The sequence below is a fragment of the Williamsia sp. Y844 genome, assembly GCF_056786475.1.
In genome coordinates this window covers 415,493-433,796 of sequence record NZ_JBXCJB010000001.1, presented here as the reverse complement: position 1 = coordinate 433,796, position 18,304 = coordinate 415,493, and the positions used below count along the sequence as shown (strand labels likewise).

Annotated in this window: 13 protein-coding genes, 1 tRNA gene and 1 other RNA gene; 8 read left to right on the top strand and 7 right to left on the bottom strand. The window is 64.7% G+C overall.

Going from position 1 to position 18,304, the window contains the following annotated elements:
- The first annotated feature begins 39 nt into the window (after window positions 1-39).
- Complete coding sequence (ftsX, locus tag AC1TQG_RS02080) at window positions 40-945, top strand: permease-like cell division protein FtsX (protein ID WP_482135294.1); 906 nt, start codon at window positions 40-42, stop codon at window positions 943-945.
- 99 nt (window positions 946-1,044) lie between these two features.
- Complete coding sequence (gene smpB, locus AC1TQG_RS02075) at window positions 1,045-1,518, top strand: SsrA-binding protein SmpB (protein ID WP_482135293.1); 474 nt, start codon at window positions 1,045-1,047, stop codon at window positions 1,516-1,518.
- Between the two features lie 33 nt (window positions 1,519-1,551).
- Here smpB and AC1TQG_RS02070 read toward each other — a convergent pair whose 3' ends face one another.
- Window positions 1,552-5,454: a WD40 repeat domain-containing protein gene (locus AC1TQG_RS02070; protein ID WP_482135292.1), complete on the bottom strand. Its 3,903-nt coding sequence runs from the start codon at window positions 5,452-5,454 to the stop codon at window positions 1,552-1,554.
- Window positions 5,455-5,804: 350 nt separating this feature from the next.
- On the opposite strand from AC1TQG_RS02070, the gene AC1TQG_RS02065 reads away from it, so the two are divergent.
- From AC1TQG_RS02065 to AC1TQG_RS02055, 3 genes are all read left to right on the top strand, one after another.
- Complete coding sequence (locus AC1TQG_RS02065; protein WP_482135291.1) at window positions 5,805-7,592, top strand: cutinase family protein; 1,788 nt, start codon at window positions 5,805-5,807, stop codon at window positions 7,590-7,592.
- A gap of 256 nt (window positions 7,593-7,848) precedes the next feature.
- Window positions 7,849-8,216: a transfer-messenger RNA gene (gene ssrA, locus AC1TQG_RS02060) on the top strand.
- A gap of 85 nt (window positions 8,217-8,301) precedes the next feature.
- Window positions 8,302-9,147, top strand: coding sequence for an aldo/keto reductase (locus tag AC1TQG_RS02055; protein WP_482135290.1), 846 nt, complete (start codon window positions 8,302-8,304; stop codon window positions 9,145-9,147).
- Between the two features lies 1 nt (window position 9,148).
- On the opposite strand, the gene AC1TQG_RS02050 is transcribed toward AC1TQG_RS02055, so the two are convergent.
- The 3 genes from AC1TQG_RS02050 to AC1TQG_RS02040 all read right to left on the bottom strand — a co-directional run bounded on the left by AC1TQG_RS02050 (window position 9,149) and on the right by AC1TQG_RS02040 (window position 12,320).
- The gene (locus tag AC1TQG_RS02050; protein ID WP_482135289.1) at window positions 9,149-10,435 is read right to left on the bottom strand and encodes an alpha/beta hydrolase; all 1,287 of its coding nucleotides are present in this window, start codon (window positions 10,433-10,435) and stop codon (window positions 9,149-9,151) included.
- Window positions 10,436-10,554: 119 nt separating this feature from the next.
- Window positions 10,555-11,133 (bottom strand): alpha/beta hydrolase, encoded by a 579-nt coding sequence (locus tag AC1TQG_RS02045; protein ID WP_482137228.1) that lies wholly within the window; start codon window positions 11,131-11,133, stop codon window positions 10,555-10,557.
- Window positions 11,133-12,320 (bottom strand): lipase family protein, encoded by a 1,188-nt coding sequence (locus tag AC1TQG_RS02040; RefSeq protein WP_482135288.1) that lies wholly within the window; start codon window positions 12,318-12,320, stop codon window positions 11,133-11,135. Before AC1TQG_RS02040 ends, AC1TQG_RS02045 begins: the two co-directional genes overlap by 1 nt.
- Window positions 12,321-12,534: 214 nt before the next feature.
- On the opposite strand from AC1TQG_RS02040, the gene pgm reads away from it, so the two are divergent.
- Window positions 12,535-14,175, top strand: a complete 1,641-nt coding sequence (gene pgm, locus AC1TQG_RS02035) for a phosphoglucomutase (alpha-D-glucose-1,6-bisphosphate-dependent) (protein ID WP_482135287.1) — start codon at window positions 12,535-12,537, stop codon at window positions 14,173-14,175.
- A 15-nt stretch (window positions 14,176-14,190) separates the two neighbouring features.
- Here pgm and AC1TQG_RS02030 read toward each other — a convergent pair whose 3' ends face one another.
- Window positions 14,191-14,940, bottom strand: a complete 750-nt coding sequence (locus AC1TQG_RS02030) for a VIT1/CCC1 transporter family protein (protein ID WP_482135286.1) — start codon at window positions 14,938-14,940, stop codon at window positions 14,191-14,193.
- A gap of 132 nt (window positions 14,941-15,072) precedes the next feature.
- On the opposite strand from AC1TQG_RS02030, the gene AC1TQG_RS02025 reads away from it, so the two are divergent.
- Window positions 15,073-15,819 carry a DsbA family protein gene (locus AC1TQG_RS02025; RefSeq protein ID WP_482135285.1) on the top strand — a complete coding sequence of 249 codons (747 nt, stop codon included), beginning with the start codon at window positions 15,073-15,075 and terminating at the stop codon, window positions 15,817-15,819.
- 122 nt (window positions 15,820-15,941) lie between these two features.
- Window positions 15,942-16,014: transfer RNA gene (locus AC1TQG_RS02020), tRNA-Ala, on the top strand.
- Window positions 16,015-16,080: 66 nt separating this feature from the next.
- Here the strand turns inward: AC1TQG_RS02020 and AC1TQG_RS02015 are convergent.
- Window positions 16,081-17,136: a zinc-dependent alcohol dehydrogenase family protein gene (locus AC1TQG_RS02015; RefSeq protein ID WP_482135284.1), complete on the bottom strand. Its 1,056-nt coding sequence runs from the start codon at window positions 17,134-17,136 to the stop codon at window positions 16,081-16,083.
- A gap of 130 nt (window positions 17,137-17,266) precedes the next feature.
- Complete coding sequence (locus AC1TQG_RS02010) at window positions 17,267-18,115, bottom strand: SGNH/GDSL hydrolase family protein (protein ID WP_482135283.1); 849 nt, start codon at window positions 18,113-18,115, stop codon at window positions 17,267-17,269.
- Window positions 18,116-18,304 lie beyond the last annotated feature (189 nt).

Below are 18,304 nucleotides of genomic sequence, written 5' to 3'. Positions count from 1 at the left end.
CGTTTCTGCAGTCCCGACCGGGAGGACACCCCAACTCACATGCGTGCGAGTTTCATATTGAGCGAGGTCCTCAACGGACTGCGCCGCAATATCACCATGACCATGGCCATGATCATCACCACTGCCATCACCCTTGGCATGTTCGGTGCCGGTCTGATGGTGGTCCAGATGGCCGACAAGACCCAGGAAATCTTCCTCGATCGGGTGGAGATGCAGATCTTCATCTCCGATGAGGTCACAGATGCCGACCCGAACTGCCAGAGCGCGCCGTGCCTGACGCTGCGGGAACAGATCGAGGCGGCCGACGGGGTCGACTCGGTGCAGTACATCGACCGGGCCGCGGCATTCCGTGACGCCACGACCAAGACCTTCGCCAACAACCCGGACATCGCCGCGCTGGTCCGCGAGGACACCTTGCCCGCGTCGTTCAAGGTCCGCATGGCCGATCCGGACAAGTTCGGAGCCGTGCTCGACGAGTTCCGCGACGCCGAAGGCGTGGACAGCGTGCTGGACCAGCGGGAACTGGTGAGCCGGATCTTCAGCGTGCTCGACGGCGCGCGCAACGCCGCATTCACGATCGCCCTCGTCCAGGCGATCGCCGCGATCCTGCTGATCGCGAACACCGTGCAGGTGGCCGCTTACACCCGCCGAACCGAGGTGGGCATCATGCGGTTGGTGGGTGCTACCCGCTGGTACACCCAGCTGCCATTTCTGCTCGAGGCGGTGATCGCGACACTGGTGGGTTCGTTGCTGGCGGTCGGCGGACTCTTCGGGGCCAAGGTGCTGTTCTTCGACAAGGCCCTCGAGGACCTGTACGGGGTCAACATCCTCGCCAAGATCGAGATCTCGGACGTGCTGTTCGTGGCGCCGTGGCTGGTCATCATCGGCGTGGTGATGTCGAGCCTGACCGCTTACGCGACGTTGCGGTTCTACGTCCGCGAATAAGGATGCGACACCCCCGCCTACTGCTGTGTATTGTTGCGGGGCCATCGATGACGCCGCCAGGCGCCGACGTGATCGACGAACTGAGAGTAGGTGAAAAGGATGAAGGAAAAGGGCCGCAAGGCAATCGCGACGAACCGTAAGGCGCGGCACAACTACGCCATCCTCGACACCTATGAAGCCGGTATCGCGTTGGTGGGAACCGAGGTGAAGAGCCTGCGCGAAGGAAAAGCCTCGTTGGTGGACGCGTTCGCGACTGTCGACAACGGTGAGGTCTGGCTCCGCGGACTGCACATCCCGGAATACGGCAACGGTACGTGGACCAACCACGCGCCTCGGCGCAGTCGCAAATTGTTGATGCACCGCAAGGAGATCGACGGCCTGGTCGGCAAGATTCGGGACGGCAACCTGACCCTGGTGCCGCTGTCGATGTACTTCAACGACGGCAAGGTGAAGGTCGAACTGGCGCTGGCGCGAGGCAAACAGGCCCACGACAAGCGCCACGATCTGGCCAAACGCGACGCCGAACGCGAGGTCACCCGGGAGCTGGGGCGTCGCGTGAAGGGTATGCGCTGACCTACGGTCGAGACCTCGGTCCTCGGCCCGATCTCAGCCCGGCACCGACTCGTACCCCGAGCACGTCTGGCGGTAGGGGATGTCGGGCAGGAGGTCTTTCCACTTGCTCTCGGTCATCCCGCCTGCCGTGGCCTGGCAGAGCCCGGTGTCGGCCGTCACCTGATGGGTCCACCAGCGCAGCGCACCGTTCTCACCCGCGCCTGCCAGATGTTTGCCATCCGGACTGAAGGCAACCTGCCAGCGCACGGTGCCCGGAGGCGTCACCGTTCGGCCGATCGCGGTGGGATGGGTCATCTGGCGTAGGTCCCACATGCGCACGGTCTGGTCGTCGCTGCCCGTGGCGAGCATGGAGCCACTCGGGTCGAAGGTCACCGACCGCACCGTCGACTCGTGTCCGGTCACCTTCACCGCGTTCGAATCAAGGGCGTCGAGATTCCAGAGCCGAACGGTCTGGTCGTCGCTGCCGGTCGCCACCCACTGTGAGTCCGGACTGATCGCCACCGCGTTGATGGGTCCACTGTGCCCCGGGTAGATCTGCGACAGCGGAGAGCCCTTCTGCAGGTCCCACAGGTGCAGGTTCTTGTCGCTGCTCGCGGCGGCCAGATAGCGCCCATCCGGTGAGAACGCCACGTCGTTGATCCACCCCTGAGGTCCGGTCAGCGGCGCCCCCGCCGCGACCGGTTTGCGCCGATCGGTCAGGTTCCAGATCTGCACGCTCTGATCATCGAAGGCGGTCGCCAACGACATCGAGTCGGGGGAGAAGTCCAGCCCGTGGGTGTACCGCGCGCGGGAGTTCAGCGGCGCGCCGAGCGGTCGCGGGGAGGCGGGGTCGGCGACGTCCCACAGGCGCACCTGGCCGGTACCCACGCCGGTGTACGCCAACGTGCGGCCGTCCCCGGACAAGGCGATGGTCTCGACCTCCTGAGGTCCGGCCGGGTCGACCAACAGAGCTATCGGGCGCGGGGCGTTGCCCTCGGTGGTGTCCCACATCCGCACCGTGCCATCACGCGACCCGGTTGCCATCAGTGACCCGGATGCGTTGAAGGCCGGTTGCGCGACCCGCCCCGTGTGGCCGAGGACGGTTGCGGCGGGCAGGGTCCAGAACCGGATGGCGCCGTCCTGTCCTCCGGTGATCAATCGGCCGTCCGGACCGCCGAACGCGACGGTGGTCAGACCACCGCTGCTGCCGGTCAGCGGCTGTCCGAGAAGCACCGGACGGGCCGGATCGGTCAGGCTCCAGACCTTGGCCGTGCCATCCCAGCTGGCCGTGGCCAACAGCGAGCCGTCGTGATTGAACTCGAGCGACCAGATCGCTGCGGTGTGCGCTTCGGAGGGAGCGCCCATGGCCTTGGGTGCGGTCCGGTCGGACATCGACCACATCCGGATGGTCTGGTCGTCGCTTGCGGTTGCCAGCAGTGATCCGTCCGGGCTGAACCTGACCGCGTGCACTGTGGCGTCGTAGCCGGTGAGAGGCGTGCCGAGTTGCTCGGGAGCCGCCGGATCGGTGGTGTCCCACACGATTGCGGTCCGGTCGTCGCTGCCGGTGACGAGGGTCTTGCCATCCGGTGAGAACGCCAGGGTGCGAAGTGCGTCGTCGTGCCCGGTCAGCACCTCTGTCTGGCCGGTCTCCAGGTTCCACAGGCGCGCGGTGTGGTCGTCGCCTGCGGTGGCGATCCAGCGGGTGACGCCGTCGGCTTCGGGTCGCACGGCGATCTGATAGACGGCCCCGGTGTGTCCGGTCAGCGGCGTGGCCGTGCGTAGATGTGCATTGGCCGGGTCCGTGACGTCCCAGACCTGAACGACGCCGTCGCCGTCGCCGGAGAACAGGGTGTCGCCGTCGGTGGAGTACTCGACGCTGGTGATCCACGACTGGTGTCCGGCCAGCGGCTGACCCATCGGGGTCGGCAGACCGGCTCCCGACTCCTGCCATAGCCGGACGGTGCGGTCGTAGCTTGCCGTCGCGACCAGGTTGCGGTTGTTGACGGCGATGTCGTACACGGCGCCTTGGTGTCCGTCCACCACACTTGCCAGCGCGGACGTCTGGGTTCCCATCAGCAGGGCGCTGGGCCGCGGGTCGTCGGGACGTTGCTCGGCGGCGGCCAGGGACAGGCGGGCCGAGACCGTGGGATCGACCGATTGCGTCAGCGCGGCCTGCGCCAGCAGCGCGTTGAACTGGGCGTCGGAGCGGTCGGCGTCGGCCTGGCGTTGCTGCTGCACCGCGACCAGCGCTGCCATCGCCGTGGTCAGCAGCAAGATCACCAGGAGCAGGACCAGGCCGCGGCGCAACCGGGAGCCCCGGCGTGAGGATTCTCGGGCCGCACCGAGGAACTCGACTGTGATCGGTGAAATCGGACTGCGCGAGTCCTTCTGCCACTCGGTTGCCGATGCCAGGCGGGTGCCGCTGTAGAGCAGCGACCGTTCGTTGTCGTTGGCTTGCCATTCGCGCGCGTCCGCGTCGATACGCTGCCGGCGCAGGACGTCTTCGCGGTCGTCGTCGAGCCATTGCGACAGGCGCGGCCACGCCTCGATGACGGCCTCGTGGGCCAGGGTGGTCCCGCGTTCATCATGGACGACGATGCGGGCCTGGCCGAGTGCGTCGAGGATCGCCGGGGCCTGCGGATGGCGGTTGCGCAGTTCGACGGTCGGGACGTGGCGCCGGGTGCCGCGCCCGTCCTCTCCGATGTGGATCATGTGCAGCAGCAGGTCGCGGGCGACATCGCGCTGGACGTCGGTGAACTGCGACCAGCGCTCTTCGGCGCTGAGCGTGATGGCGCCGTGGACGCCGCCGGTTTCGCGGTATCCGGCGAGGGTGAGGACGTTGCCGGATCTGGCTTCCCAGGTGCGGTGAAGAGCGTGCGCCATCAGGGGGAGCACGCCCGGATCGGAGGGGACCGCGGTTGCGCTCCGCGAGGCGACACCGAGGTCGGACAGGATGACGTCGACCAGTCCGTCGGCCACCGAGAGTCCCACTGCGCCCGCTGGACCGACGATGGCGGAGGTGAGATCTGCGCGCGACATCCGGCCGAGCACCATCTGGTTGTGCACCAGCGAGTCGGTGAGGGCAGGGAGTTCCACGCACTGCTGGTAGAAGTCCGAACGCACCGCGACGACCACACCTGCGTAACTGCCCGGCGCGCAGAGCTCACTGTCGGGCAGTTGGGTCAGCATGGAGATGAACTTCGAGCGCTCGACATCGTCGCAGTTGGTGAACACCTCTTCGAACTGGTCGACGATGAGTACCCGCGGCGTGGCGGCACTCGCGGAACCCAGGGCTTCGGTGAGTGCCTGCGTGGGTCGCGAACCCGGGGTCATCGATGCGACCGTGTAGTCCGCGCCGATCGCCACGGCGAAGCCGGCCTGCAGGAGCGAGGATTTGCCCGACCCCGAGGCGCCGACCACAAATGTCAGTCGCCGGGATCCGAGGTTGGCGGTGAATCGCTCGACGAGTATCGAAATCGCCTTGGCTCTGCCGAAGTAGAAGTCGGTGTCGCAATCCGACAGTGGTGTCAGGCCGGGAAACGGGCAGACGTTCAGCCGCTCGAAATCAGGCTTCTCGACCGGCTTCGATCGGGTTTCCTTGCCCTTTTCCGGAATGGCCGGTGAGGTCAGTGCCTGGTTCCACAGGTTTTGCCATTCGACCATCGAGTAGAGCCCGCGGGACGGTGGTTCCGGACATCGTTTCCGGGCGGCGGCGATCAGGACGCGGAGTGTGGCCGCGAGCCCGTCGAACTTGGCGGGAACATTGCGGCCGGTTCGCCAATCGGACAGACGTTGTGGGGAGACAGCACCGGGACGGGGTGAATCGCCGGTGAGCATCGATGCGGAGGCGCGCGAGGCGAGGGTCTTGAGGGCCGGAGATCCGGCGATTTCGTGCAGCAATCGAAAGCGCGCGGCGAACTCGAGGCGGGCGTCGCGGGCCGCGATGCCCGGTGTCACTTCGTCCAACCCCGGTTCTGCCGATCTGTAGGAGAGCTAAATGATTGTTGATTGCGCCAACTGTTTTCACAACGAAACGAGATGTAGGTCACACGGCTCCCTGACTGTACGCAAAACGGTCTGGTTTGTTCAGGATCCGGACCGGACAGGGATTCATGCCCTGTGAACAGTACCTTTCAGCTCCGGAGAGTTTCCACAGGAGTCAAACATGAGATTCACATGAAGGATTAGGGATGCCTAACTAACGAGGAATTGGCCGCGGGTCCGGTCTGGCTCTGAGTTGGGGGCAACTCACAAGTCCCACGCGCACTGTCCATACGGACGTGAGCCTCAACAGGAGCATTCGAACAATGACCCGAAAACGATCTAGGGCCGGGGGTGGTGCCACGATCCTGATGGATCGTCGGCATCGTCGATGGCGCCCGGTGGTGGCGATGATGTTCGCCTCTCTCGCGGCGACCATGACAATGGGTGTGATGCCGGCGCTGGTTCAGTCGAACGTGTCGGCACGACCGATCAGCGACTGCCCGGACCTCCATGTGGTGGCGGTCCCGGGAACGTTGGATTCGAGTAACAGTCGGGATCCGCATGATCAAAGTGGCGTTCTCGCCCCAGTGATCGCGGATGCCGAGCGGGATGCGCCCGAAGGGTCGATGCAGACGACCTACGTGCCGTATCCCGCAGACTTCGGCTACACGTCGGACGGCACACCGTATGCACAATCGGTGGATGCCGGTGTGGCGGCGACGGAAGCACAGATCGCCCAGATCGAAGAGCAATGTGGATCCGACACCGAGATTGCGATTGTCGGATACAGCCAGGGCGCGGATATCGCCAGTCGGGTAGCGGCCGATATCGGTGCAGGTAATGGACCCGTACCGGCATCGCAGGTGCGTGGTGTCTACCTCATCTCCGACCCCAACCGGGGTGCGGGTGCAGATCTGGTTCCGGGTGCACCGGGACTGTCGGCACCGCTGAACGGTGCGCGGACCGCTGCGTCGAGTTCGGACGCCGCACTGGGCGCCGGCATGGACTCGCGACGTGGTTCCGAGTTCGGTGAGCTGACCGGGCGCGTTGTGTCCCTGTGTATGACCGGCGATTTCGCCTGTGCGATCCCTGACAATGCTCAGGTGGTCCGGATCGGTGCCAATGTGGCCGAACAGATCCACATCGACACGACCGATCCAGGACAGATCACGACAGATCTGGGGTCAGTGGTACTGCGGTCGGCGTTGCTGACCGGACTCCACGTGGTGACGACGCCGCACTGGATGCTGTCGTCGGAGACGTTGGGCGATGTGGTCGCAGCGACGACCGATCCGTACTACACGGTGCCGGACTACACGGACCCGTTGGTTGTCTTGCAGTCGGCTTACGGTGTGGCGACGTTTGCATCCGAGGTCTCGTCCACCTGGGAAGCAAAAGTGGCGCAAGAGTTCGTCCTCGGTATCAACAACAACGTCGGGGTGCTGCTCATGGCGGTGCACCCGGAGTACTGGTACCCGGGTATCTCGCACACCAGCTATTTCACTGATCCGGACGAGGCAGGCCTCACCGGCGCGAACTACGTGAGTTCGTGGCTGCGGGAGTCTGCGGTCAGCGACGCGCCGTCGGGAAGTGTCGAACCTGTTTCGGCTCCGGCGGAGACAACGTCGTCGACGACCGATCCGGTTGCCAACGGCGTGACCACCGGAGTTGCGGTTGCCCAGGTGGGCGCAGTAATCGTTCGGCAACTGCCAAAGGTTGCCGACGCGGTCACTGACGAGGTCGACAACGTTGCTCGGGGAACCGCGGTCGAGACCCAGGTCACCGATGTGACCGGGGCGATCGATCAGAGTGCGGCCGTGGTGGACGAGGTGTTCGACGGTATTGATCGGACTGTTGCCCAGGCCGAGCAGCGTCTCGACACGATCAAGCAGACGGTGTCCGATACCGTCGCACCGATCGTCGAGAAGGTCCGACCTGTCATCGACACCGTCGAGAAGGTCACTGACACCGTCGAGAAGGTCACCGAGATCGTCGACGCGGCGCAGCAGGGACCCGCTGGGCTCCTGCAGCTCGCCGATGCGATGTCGCAGAGCGGTACTGCCGACACGGTGTCGCAGACCGGGACCGCTGCAGTCGACTACGGAAAGTAGAGATCCGATCGGGGTACGTCCTCGACGAACTCTTGAGAGGGCCTCATCCCCGCGTGGTACGCGGCGGTGAGGCCCTTTTCGTATGTCCGGCCTGCCACGTCCGGCGTCTCGGCCGACAAAGGGCGTCGGCGAGCCGACAGGCAATTGGGCGTCGGCGAGCCGACAGGCAATTGGGAATGACAAGCGCGACAGGCTTGTTACAATGACTTGTCCGGTCGCTGCCAGCGGCTGGATCCTGCTAGAGATTCACCGACCAGGGGCTGAACGGTTTCGACTTGGTGCGTTGAGGTAGGGGAAGCGTGTCGGTGCAGGCTAGAGACCACCGTAAGCGTCGTAGCAACCAATTAAGCGCCGACAAAAATCAGCGCGACTACGCCCTCGCTGCCTAAGCGAAGGCTGGTCTGTCGGCCCGGGTGTGCTTCCGCCCCGGGTACCGGCATCATTCAGGGAGCTCACCACTGCGGTCGGTCGCGGACCACAGTGGGACATCCAACAGCGACTGGGATCGTCATCTCGGCTTGTTCGCGTGACTGAGAGATCCGAGTAGAGACTTAGCGAACTGCACACGGAGAAGCCCTACTGACACGGCGAAGGACCCGGGTTCGATTCCCGGCAGCTCCACCGTCTCGCAGAAGCGGGGAGAGGACCAGAAAAGGTTCTCTCCCCGCTTTTGTGTTCAGGGCTCCGATCAACAGTGGATTGGACGACGATGACTCAGGTTCCGAACATCACACTCAACAACGGAAACACCATCCCGCAGCTCGGATTCGGTGTGTTCCAGATCAAGCCGGAAGACACCGCCGACGCTGTGAAGACCGCACTCGCGGTCGGCTACCGCCACATCGACACCGCCGAGATGTACGGCAATGAAAAAGAGGTCGGCGAAGGGATCCGCGCGTCCGGGATCGCCCGTGACGAGATCTTCGTGACCAGCAAACTGAACAACACGTTCCACGAGCCCGATGCGGCCCGCAAAGCCTTCGACACCACGCTCAAGGACCTCGGACTCGAGCAGATCGACCTGTTCCTGATCCACTGGCCGCTGCCGACGCAGTACGGCGGCGACTACGTGTCGACCTGGAACACCCTGATCGAGTTCGCCGAGGACGGCCGCTCGAAGTCCGTCGGTGTGTCGAACTTTCAGCCGGCTCATCTCGACCGACTGGCTGCCGAAACATCTCTGGTGCCCGCGGTGAACCAGGTCGAGGTACACCCGTACTTCACCAACGAGGTCGCCCGGCAGTACGGCAAGGATCACGGCATCGCGACCGAGGCCTGGTCGCCCATCGCCCAGGGCAAGGTTCTGGGCGATCCGGTGATCACGGAGATCGCGAACAAGATCGGGAAGTCGACCGCACAGGTTGTCCTGCGCTGGCACATCCAGCGCGGCGACATCATCTTTCCGAAGTCCGTCACGGCAAAGCGCGTCGAAGAGAACTTCGCGATCTTCGACTTCGAACTCGACAGCGACGCGATCAGCGCGATCGATGGACTCGACAAGGGAGAGGACGGCCGCAACGGCCCCAACCCGGACACCTTCGACTGGGTGGGCTGACTCAGCCGGGCAACTCGAGGCGTTGCATCAACCACGGGGTGGCATCGGCGAATGCCTGCGACGCGAATGGCCAATCGTGGCGGCCGGTGACAGGCCGCATCACCGTGGTGATGTTGTTGGCGTCGGCGACCTTTGAGAGCTTTTCCGCAGCCCGGAGCTGTGGGGAGGTGAGACCACCTGTCTGCTTTGACGGGTGTCCTTCGGATTCAAACCAGCCTGCGGTGTCGGTGTATCTGCCGTGTTCGGCCATCGCTGTTGCGGGATCGCATTGAGCCCACTCTTTCTCGCGGCCTCCGTACAGGGTTTTGATGGTTTGCCGCCGATCCCCGAGGTTGGGGCCTTCATCACCCGAGATGTCGATGAAGGTGCTGAACTGATCCGGGTGTCTGACAACCAGGTTCACGGCACAGGTGCCGCCCATCGACCAGCCGGCGACCGCCCATCGGGCTGGTGAGTCGGAGGCGCCGAAGTTCGAGATCACGTACGGTCGAACCTCTTTGGTGATGTGGGTGTCCACGTTTCCGTGCGGGCCGTCCACGCATTCGGTGTCGTTGGTCAGCGATCCGGTCGGGTCGATCATCACCAGGATGGGTGCCTGTCCGCCGTGTTCGTCCGCGTACTTGCGCACGGTGGTGGGGGCATCGCCGCTGCGAACCCAGTCCTCGGGCGTGGTGACCACACCGCCGATCATGACCACCACCGGTAGTTGCGGTGGTGTCGTTCCGTCAAACCACGCCGGTGGCAGGTAGACGTACTCGGTGCGGTGCCGAAAGCCGCTGACAACATCGGGAATTCGGACCGGGACGAGCTTTCCGTCGGGTTGTGGTGCGCCACGTAGCCCGGACAGCGTGTTCAATCTGGCCTGATCGGGAAGTGGTTGCGACGACAACGCCTGCCACGCCCTGCCGGTTGTCGGAAAGAAGCCGGCCCACTGGTTGGCGGCCAACCCGACCGCGGCCGCGGTCAGCAGTACCGCCGTCAGACTCAGCGCACGACGCCACCAGCCCGTGCCCATCCAGCCGACCACCACCAGAACCGCCATCATCACGGTGGCGGACAACCAGATCCAGAACGTCAGTGGCGCCGCTTGTGGGGCGAGGTCGCGGTGGGCCAGAATCCAGTAGGTCCCGAGGGCGGCGACCACTGCAACCACCGTCGAAATCGGCACCCACAACAACCGCCACCGACGATTTCTCCAGCCGATCGCCGTCAGCATGGCCGCCACCGCCAGACCCTGCACCGCCGGTGGGAACCAACCACCGAACAGAGACACCCCCGCGAGATTCACAGGTCTGATCGTCCAGATACTTCCTGTGGGTTCGCTGTGTAGTCAGCTGCAAACGGCCAAGAAAGCCCAGTCCCGGGACATTTACGGGCAAATCGGCCGATGCCGCCCGTGACACCGGCTCAGCCGAAGCTCCGGACGAACCGCACCGCGGTCGATTGCCAGGTCCATACGTGGTCGAGGAGGGCATGGCCGCCGCCCTCGATCGGCACGTAGGTCGCATCCACGCCGCGTTCCTGCAGCTCGGCGATACCCTTGGCGGTGCGACTCGGATACGTTCGGATGTCCGCGGTTCCGTGTAGCGCAAGCACTTTCGCGTCGATGTTGATGTAACGCCAATCTCCGTGCTGCCACCACGGTGCCAACGCGAGTACTCCGGCCACCCGTTTGTCGGCGGCCAGCCGAGCGGCCACGCGGCCACCCATCGAATGCCCGATGACGATTACCGGGGCGTCGGGTGCGGCCTGCAGCAGACGGTCGAGTGCCTGCTGGGCCCTGGCCATCGGGCTGTTCTCGTCGCCGTTCCAGCCGTATACCTCGTACACGGCTTGGCGGACGGCCACATCCGGCAGCGCGGTGAGCGACAACGTGAACGGGTACATGCGCAACGCCGCAGGTTGTTTCCGGCTGTACGGCTCGTGGGACGAGTCGGTGCCGCCCGGCAGCACCAGGACCGATGCCCTCGGTTTTCGGCCGGGGATCAGCACGTGCTCGGTGCGGGCGCGCCCGTCAGTCGATCGTTGATGAACGCCAAGGCAAACGGCACACCCGTTGCGATCGTCGACCCGTGGTCGCCGGGCAGGATGAGCGTCTGCACCCGGGTGCCCTGGCTGCACCACTTCGCGGCGGTGGCGAGAACTCGTGAGGTGGGGGTGAGTTGATCGTCGGCGCCCTGATAAAGCAGCACGGGAATCCGCGGTACCTCGGGAACCATCTGCACACTGTTCAGGTTCAGGGCGGCGGTACCGGCCGGATCATCCGGCAGACGTCCGCCGGTCACGACATCGGAGATCTTGAGTCCTGCCCCGGCGTCGATGATCTGTTGGGTGCAGGCATTGCGCATCTGGTTCGCCAAAGCCGTACCCCGTCCGTTGAGTTGTCGGGACAGGGGGAGTTCGGCCGGGTATTCGCGTTCCAGACCGACCGACGCGGCGAAGCCCAGCCCGAACAGCGGGTTTGCGGTGACGCCGAGGGTACGGGCGATGGCATCGAGGTTGACGGGGGTTCCGCCTGCGGAGAGTCCGACGAGGTTCAGTTCAGGGGCATAGGTCGGTTCGAGGACCGCGGCGAACGCGCTGGCCATCGCGCCACCGGAGTATCCGGCGAGCACGGTGGGGGTCGTGCCGACCCGGAATCGGGCGTCGGACTGCACCGCGCGGATGGAATCGAGAGTGATGGTGCCGCCCAGCCTGGCCGCGCCGTACGCGCTGGTGGGGCCCAGGTGGTCGGGCACGTTGACCGCGACACCCCGGGCCAGGGCCAATGCGATCAACTGTTGTTCTTGCAACCCGCCGGAGAACAGCTGGTGCGACGGTGCGCACTGCAGACCGAGGGAGTTGGTGAACGGCTGGTAGGAGAGCAGGTCGTGGCGGCCACCGCCGTCGGGGACGAGGAGCGTCGTCACCGCGGCGATCGGGTCACCGGCGGAGTTGGTGGTCCGGAACTGGATCTTCTGGGCGGTGGACCCCGGGAACGGGCTGCTCAGGTTCTGCACCTTGAGTACCTGTCCGTTGGCTGCCGAGTTCAGATTGCCGGGCGCGGCATAGAACGGGTCGCTGTTGGGGGCCGGCATGAACGGTGCCGCGCCCGCCGGGGCCGCGGTGAAGCCGGCGACTGCTGCAGCGGTGAGTGCAACGGCGGCAAGGCTTCGCAGGATTCGCCGTCTCATCGGTTTCCGAACACGCATGGTGCCCCTCCGTCCCCCAACCGAGGTTTCGTCGGACCGGAATGCTACCGGGCGCGACATTTCTACGGTGGAGTGTAGCCCGCTCACCCGACCTGCAAGGACGATCGGTGGCAGAATTCAGGGCGTCCAGTCGAAGTCGCCAGGACGCAGCGGACGGTTCGCCGGTTCGCTGCAGCACAACCGGAAGGAAAGACCAATGGCTCATCCGCGCGCGGGAACCGTGGCGTTGCCGGAAGATCTGATCGATGTGTCGGCTGTGTTCGATGCCTACTATTCCGGCAAACCAGATCCTGAAAACCCTTTGCAGCAAGTAGTTTTCGGTACTTCCGGCCATCGCGGATCGAGTCTGGACAACGCGTTCAACGAAGATCACATCGTGGCGACCACGCAGGCCATCGTCGAGTACCGGGCCGGTGCAGGCATCACCGGGCCACTGTTCATCGGCCGCGACACCCACGCCCTCTCACTGCCTGCCTGGCAGAGCGCGATCGAGGTCCTGGTTGCAGCTGGTGTCCGGGTCCTGGTCGACAGCCGAGACGGTTTCACTCCGACGCCGGCGTTGAGCCACGCGATCCTGACCCACAATCGGGGCAGTGGCCCGCAGGCCGACGGCATCGTTGTCACCCCGTCGCACAATCCGCCCCGTGACGGCGGTTTCAAATACAACCCACCCAACGGTGGCCCGGCGGACACCGACATCACCGGCTTGGTCGCCGCCCGCGCCAACGAGCTGCTCCGCAGCGGATTGTCCGGTGTGAAACGGATCCCCTTCGAGCGTGCCCAGAAATCGGAGTTCTACGGAACCTACGACTACCTCGCCGCGTACGTCGACGACCTGGCGTCGGTGATCGACATGGCGGCCATCCGGACCGCAGGTGTCCGAATCGGTGCCGACCCACTCGGTGGTGCCTCGGTCGGTTACTGGGGAGAGATCGGACGCCGCTACGACTTGCCGAACCTGACCGTGGTCAATCCCTCTGTGGATCCGGCATTTTCGTTCATGACCCTCGACACCGACGGCAAGATCCGGATGGATTGCAGCTCACCGAACGCGATGGCCTCGCTGATCAGTGCGCGCGATCAGTACGACATCGCCACCGGCAACGATGCCGACTCCGACCGGCACGGCATCGTGACCCCGGACGGTGGACTGATGAATCCGAATCACTTCCTGGCCGTTGCCATCGACTATCTGTTCACCCATCGCGGCGGTTGGTCGCCGAGTGCGGCGGTGGGCAAGACGCTGGTGTCGTCGTCGATGATCGACCGCGTTGTTGCCGGTATCGGGCGGAACCTGATCGAGGTGCCGGTCGGATTCAAGTGGTTTGTACCCGGACTCCTCGACGGCTCAGTAGGTTTCGGTGGTGAGGAGAGTGCCGGGGCGTCGTTCCTGCGCACCGATGGCACTGTGTGGACCACCGACAAGGATGGCATCATCTTGGCTCTGCTGGCCTCGGAGATCCTGGCGGTGACCGGCAAGACGCCTTCGCAGCGTTACGCGGAATTGGCGCAGCAGCATGGTGGTTCGCCGTCGTATGCGCGCATCGATGCTCCGGCCGACCGAGAGCAGAAGGCCAAGCTGGCGAAGCTTTCGGCGGCTCAGGTCACCGCGACCGAACTCGCCGGTGAGCCGATCACCGCGATCCTGACCGAGGCGCCGGGTAACGGGGCAAAGATCGGTGGATTGAAAGTGACCACCGAGAATGCCTGGTTCGCCGCGCGGCCCTCGGGTACCGAGGACGTCTACAAGATCTATGCCGAATCATTCAACGGGCCAGAGCATTTGGCGCAAGTGCAGGCGCAGGCGCAGGAACTTGTCGATGGTGTCCTGGGCTGAGCCGATGCCCTCAAATCAACCGGATGCCGGGACGCCGATCAGGTAACCGACGAGATAGGTTGCAGCGGCGGCGATCACGCCGAAGGCGAGTTGTCGCAGTGCACCTTTCCAGATCGGCTGGTTGGTGAACTGCGCGGCAATTCCACCTGCCAGGAGCAGTCCGATCGCGCCGACCACGAGGGCGGCGGTCAGCGACTCGAATCCGAACAGGTAGGTGATCAGCGGGACCACCGCACCGACGGAGAACATTGCAAATGATGAGACGGCCGCGACGATCGGCGACGGCTTGTCCTCAGGGTCGACGCCGAGCTCGTGGGTCAAGTGCAGATACACGGCCCGCTCGGTGTCTTCGTGGACCTCGGTTGCGGCGGCTTGTGCGGTGTCCTCGCTCATTCCCATGTCGACAAACGTCTCGATCAGTTCGTTCAGTTCGGCTTCGGGGTGTTTGGCGAGTTCGCGGCGTTCGACCGCGACTTCGGCGTCGATCTGTTCGTTCTGGGTGGTCACCGAGGTGTATTCACCCAGCGCCATCGAGAAGGCGCCTGCCGCGAGGCCGGACACCCCGCTGAGGATGATCGTGTGGCCCGACGCTCCGGCCGCACCGACGCCTGCGACCAGGCTGATGTTGGTGACCAGGCCATCCATCGCACCGAAGGTGGCCGCGCGTAGGCGTCCGCCTGCGACGTCGGCATGGGTGTGAGTGGCCTCGCTGCGCCCGGATTGGGGCGGATGGGGTTGCTCATGCGGAGGTATTCGCGGCGACACCTCGCGATCGTACGCCGGGCCATCGGCGGATCTGCTCAGATTGTTCTCAGGCGTCGCTCGATACCCTGGTAGGCGATGCGCGTGTGTCGCGCGGTGACTTCAGTCGGTGAGAATCGGTTCGGTGAGGACAAAGTGAGCAACAAGAAGAAGCAGTCGGTGCCCAAGGTGTCGGGCGGTAACTACCAGCCCCGTGCACAGTCGAGCACCACGACCTACATCCTGGCCGGACTGGCCGTGGTGGTCATCGCCGCCGTGGTGATCGGCGGGATCATCTGGAACAGCAACCGCGACAGCGGAACTGCAGACGTCAATGCCCTGGCATCGAGTGCCACCTTCACCGCGGGTGACGCGGCGGCACCCACGACGATCGATTTGTTCGAAGACTTCCAGTGCCCCGCCTGCCGCAACCTGGAGGAGTCCTCGGGTCCGGCGCTGACCGATGCGATCAACAGCGGCCAGCTGCAGGTCCGCTATCACATGCTGAACTTCCTGGACAAGCGATCCGGGTCGGGTGACTACAGCTCGCGCGCCGCGGGGGCGATGAAGTGTGTGGCGGACGGTGAGGACCAGAACGTCCAGTTGGCCTTCCATTCGAAGCTCTTCGAGGAGCAGCCCGCCGAAGGTGACGTCGACCACGACAATAAGGCGTTGGCCGCCTACGCCAAAGATGTCGGTGCCAATGAGGCGACGCAGCAGTGCATCGCGGACGGCGCTGAGGTGGCCGCTGCGCAGGCTTCTGCCAAGCAGTCGCAGGAAGAGCTGTCCGACGCGCTCGGCGGTCAGGTGGGCACACCCAGCGTGCTCCGCGACGGCAAGCAGGTCACGGTCACCAGTGGACCGGAATGGGTCGAGCAGCTGATCAGCTCCGACAACGGCTGAGCGGTGGGGCCCGACCGGGTCCCGCCGACGAGCGGATTTGGTCGGGCTCACGCTGATGGTGTAATTTCGGTCGAGCAAGCAGAGCGGAGAAATTAGCCGCAAAGCTTGCGAAAACCGAATACGGGGCTATGGCGCAGCTGGTAGCGCACCACACTGGCAGTGTGGGGGTCAGGGGTTCGAATCCCCTTAGCTCCACCCATAAGAGGCAGGTCAGAGGATATTTTCTCTGGCCTGCCTTTTTGTTGTGGGTTGGGCGGTGACTCAGGTGGTCAGTACCACTTTCAGTGCTTTCGTCTCCGCGGCCCGCCCGAAGATGTCGTAGGCCTCGAGAATGTCGTTCAGTGCGAACGTGTGGGAGACAAACGGTGTCGCGTCGAGCTTCTTCGAAGCGACCATCTTCAGCAGGGTGTCGGTGGTGTTCGTGTTGACCAACCCCATCGAAATGGCGATATTCGAAATCCACAGGGTCTCGAGTGGGAGGTTCACCCCGGTGCCGTGCACGCCGACGTTGGCGACGGTGCCCGCCGGGCGAACGATGTCGAGGCACATCGTGAAGGTGGCGGGGATACCGACGGCTTCGATCGCGACGTCGACCCCGAGCCCGTCCGTGAGCGCCACGACCTGTTCTTTCCAGTCCGCGTCGGAGGAAACCACCCCGTCGGTCGCCCCGAACTTCTTCGCCTCTGCAACACGGTTCGCGTCCAGGTCGATGGCGATGATCCGGGAGGGGCCGTAGAGGCCGGCTGTGAGCATCGCGGCCAGGCCGACCGGGCCTGCGCCGACCACCGCCACCACGTCACCGGGCTTCACCCGGCCGTACTGAACGCCGATCTCGTGACCGGTGGGCAGGATGTCCGACAACAGCACGCCTTCGGCGTCGCTGACCCCGTCGGGCAGCTTGTACACCGAGGTCTCGGCGAACGGCACCCGGACGTATTCGGCCTGGGTTCCGTCGATGAGATGTCCGAAGATCCAGCCGATCCCGGGCGCCCCCTCATCGGCCTGGCAGTGGGAGTAGACACCGTTCTTGCAGAAGCTGCACCGTCCGCAGGCGCTCACGCACGACAGGATGACGCGATCGCCCACGTTCAGTGTGGTCACCGCATCGCCGATCTCGGTGATGGTGCCCACGCCTTCATGGCCGAGAATGCGCCCCTCGACGACCGCCGGCACGTCGCCCTTGAGAATGTGGAGGTCCGTGCCGCAGATCGTGGTCGTATCGATTTTCACGATCACGTCGGTCGGATGTTTGATTGTCGGGTTGGGGACGTCGTCCCACGATTTCTTGCCGGGTCCGTGATACACAAGCGCCTTCATCAGTGCCTCCTATGCGGTATCCGGTCCTCCCGTTGAGGGCTGGACACTCCCCATTGTTCGTCGGCACAGTGTCGTTCGCAGGGCCTTGGGAACTCTGGCAACCCGACCGCTCAAGGAAACTCGGACGTGCCTACATCGTGGAATCGAGTTGGGCAACGATCAGCCGGGCCATGTTCGACGATCCCAGCGGTGTCGGGTGCCGGACCTGGGTCGCTGATCGGGGTGCGTTCCCTTCGAACCATCTCTTCGCCCCGGTGCACACGTCATGCCCGACCGCTGCCGCCACGATGTCGACATGGGTAGCGGCGGCCCTCTGCGCGGCCGACGACAGCACACCGTCGAATCGCTCGAAGAACCTGCCGACGAACATCGAATCGGCGGCCGAGATGTTCGCCTGCGGCACGCAACCCCGCGGTCCGAAGTATCCGAAATAGCCGCCATGGCCGACGACCACAACGCGCGCCTTCGGCGATCGGCGGCCGATCTCGGCGAGTACTGCATCGAGCTTGGCCGGTAGTGCCGCAAGTTTCGTGTCGATCGCCGCGCCGACAGCGGCGCTGGTGCGGCAGCGAGCGTCTGCAATGGGCAACGACGGGAAACAGGATGAGATCAACCCCCACCAGTCGATGTCGTTGCCCCCGATCGACAGCGTGACGAGTTTCGTGGTCTTCGACAGCGCATCGACTTGCGGCGGCAGCGGCCGAACCGCGAGCATCTGCTGCCCTTCGAGGACGTTGGCGGAGGTGGCGCCGATGCAGGCCACCGAGCGGTAGGTGAGACCCATCAGGGCGGCCACTTTCACCGGATATGCATCTGCGGTCCGGCCGCAATGGTCGCCGATCAGAACCGACATCCACGTCGGCGCGGCGGCACGCGAGTCGCCGAGCGCAACGTATTCCGGCCCTCGGGCGTCGGCGGTTGCCACCCCTGTGCCGGCGAACATCAGTAGGGCTACGAGTACTACGACCAGGATCTTCACCGGCGCAGCGTATGGGTGGCCGATCCCCATGAGGTGGCAAATCAGCAGCGCTCATACGAACGCGTGAGTGTTGTTTTCGGCCTCGCGTCTCGGCGCGGTCACCCCAGGTGCATTTCGGACCGTCGCACTCAATTCATGTACGGGAGTTGAGTTCTCGCCCTTCACGCTCGGGGGGATGCCCCTGAAGAA

What these genes read in the sequence shown, in the direction of transcription:
- ftsX (WP_482135294.1), top strand. Translation starts at nt 40, where the DNA reads ATGCGTGCGAGTTTCATATTGAGCGAGGTCCTCAACGGACTGCGCCGC.
- smpB (WP_482135293.1), top strand. Translation starts at nt 1,045, where the DNA reads ATGAAGGAAAAGGGCCGCAAGGCAATCGCGACGAACCGTAAGGCGCGG.
- AC1TQG_RS02065 (WP_482135291.1), top strand. Translation starts at nt 5,805, where the DNA reads ATGACCCGAAAACGATCTAGGGCCGGGGGTGGTGCCACGATCCTGATG.
- AC1TQG_RS02055 (WP_482135290.1), top strand. Translation starts at nt 8,302, where the DNA reads ATGACTCAGGTTCCGAACATCACACTCAACAACGGAAACACCATCCCG.
- AC1TQG_RS02040 (WP_482135288.1), bottom strand. Translation starts at nt 12,320, where the DNA reads ATGAGACGGCGAATCCTGCGAAGCCTTGCCGCCGTTGCACTCACCGCT.
- pgm (WP_482135287.1), top strand. Translation starts at nt 12,535, where the DNA reads ATGGCTCATCCGCGCGCGGGAACCGTGGCGTTGCCGGAAGATCTGATC.
- AC1TQG_RS02015 (WP_482135284.1), bottom strand. Translation starts at nt 17,136, where the DNA reads ATGAAGGCGCTTGTGTATCACGGACCCGGCAAGAAATCGTGGGACGAC.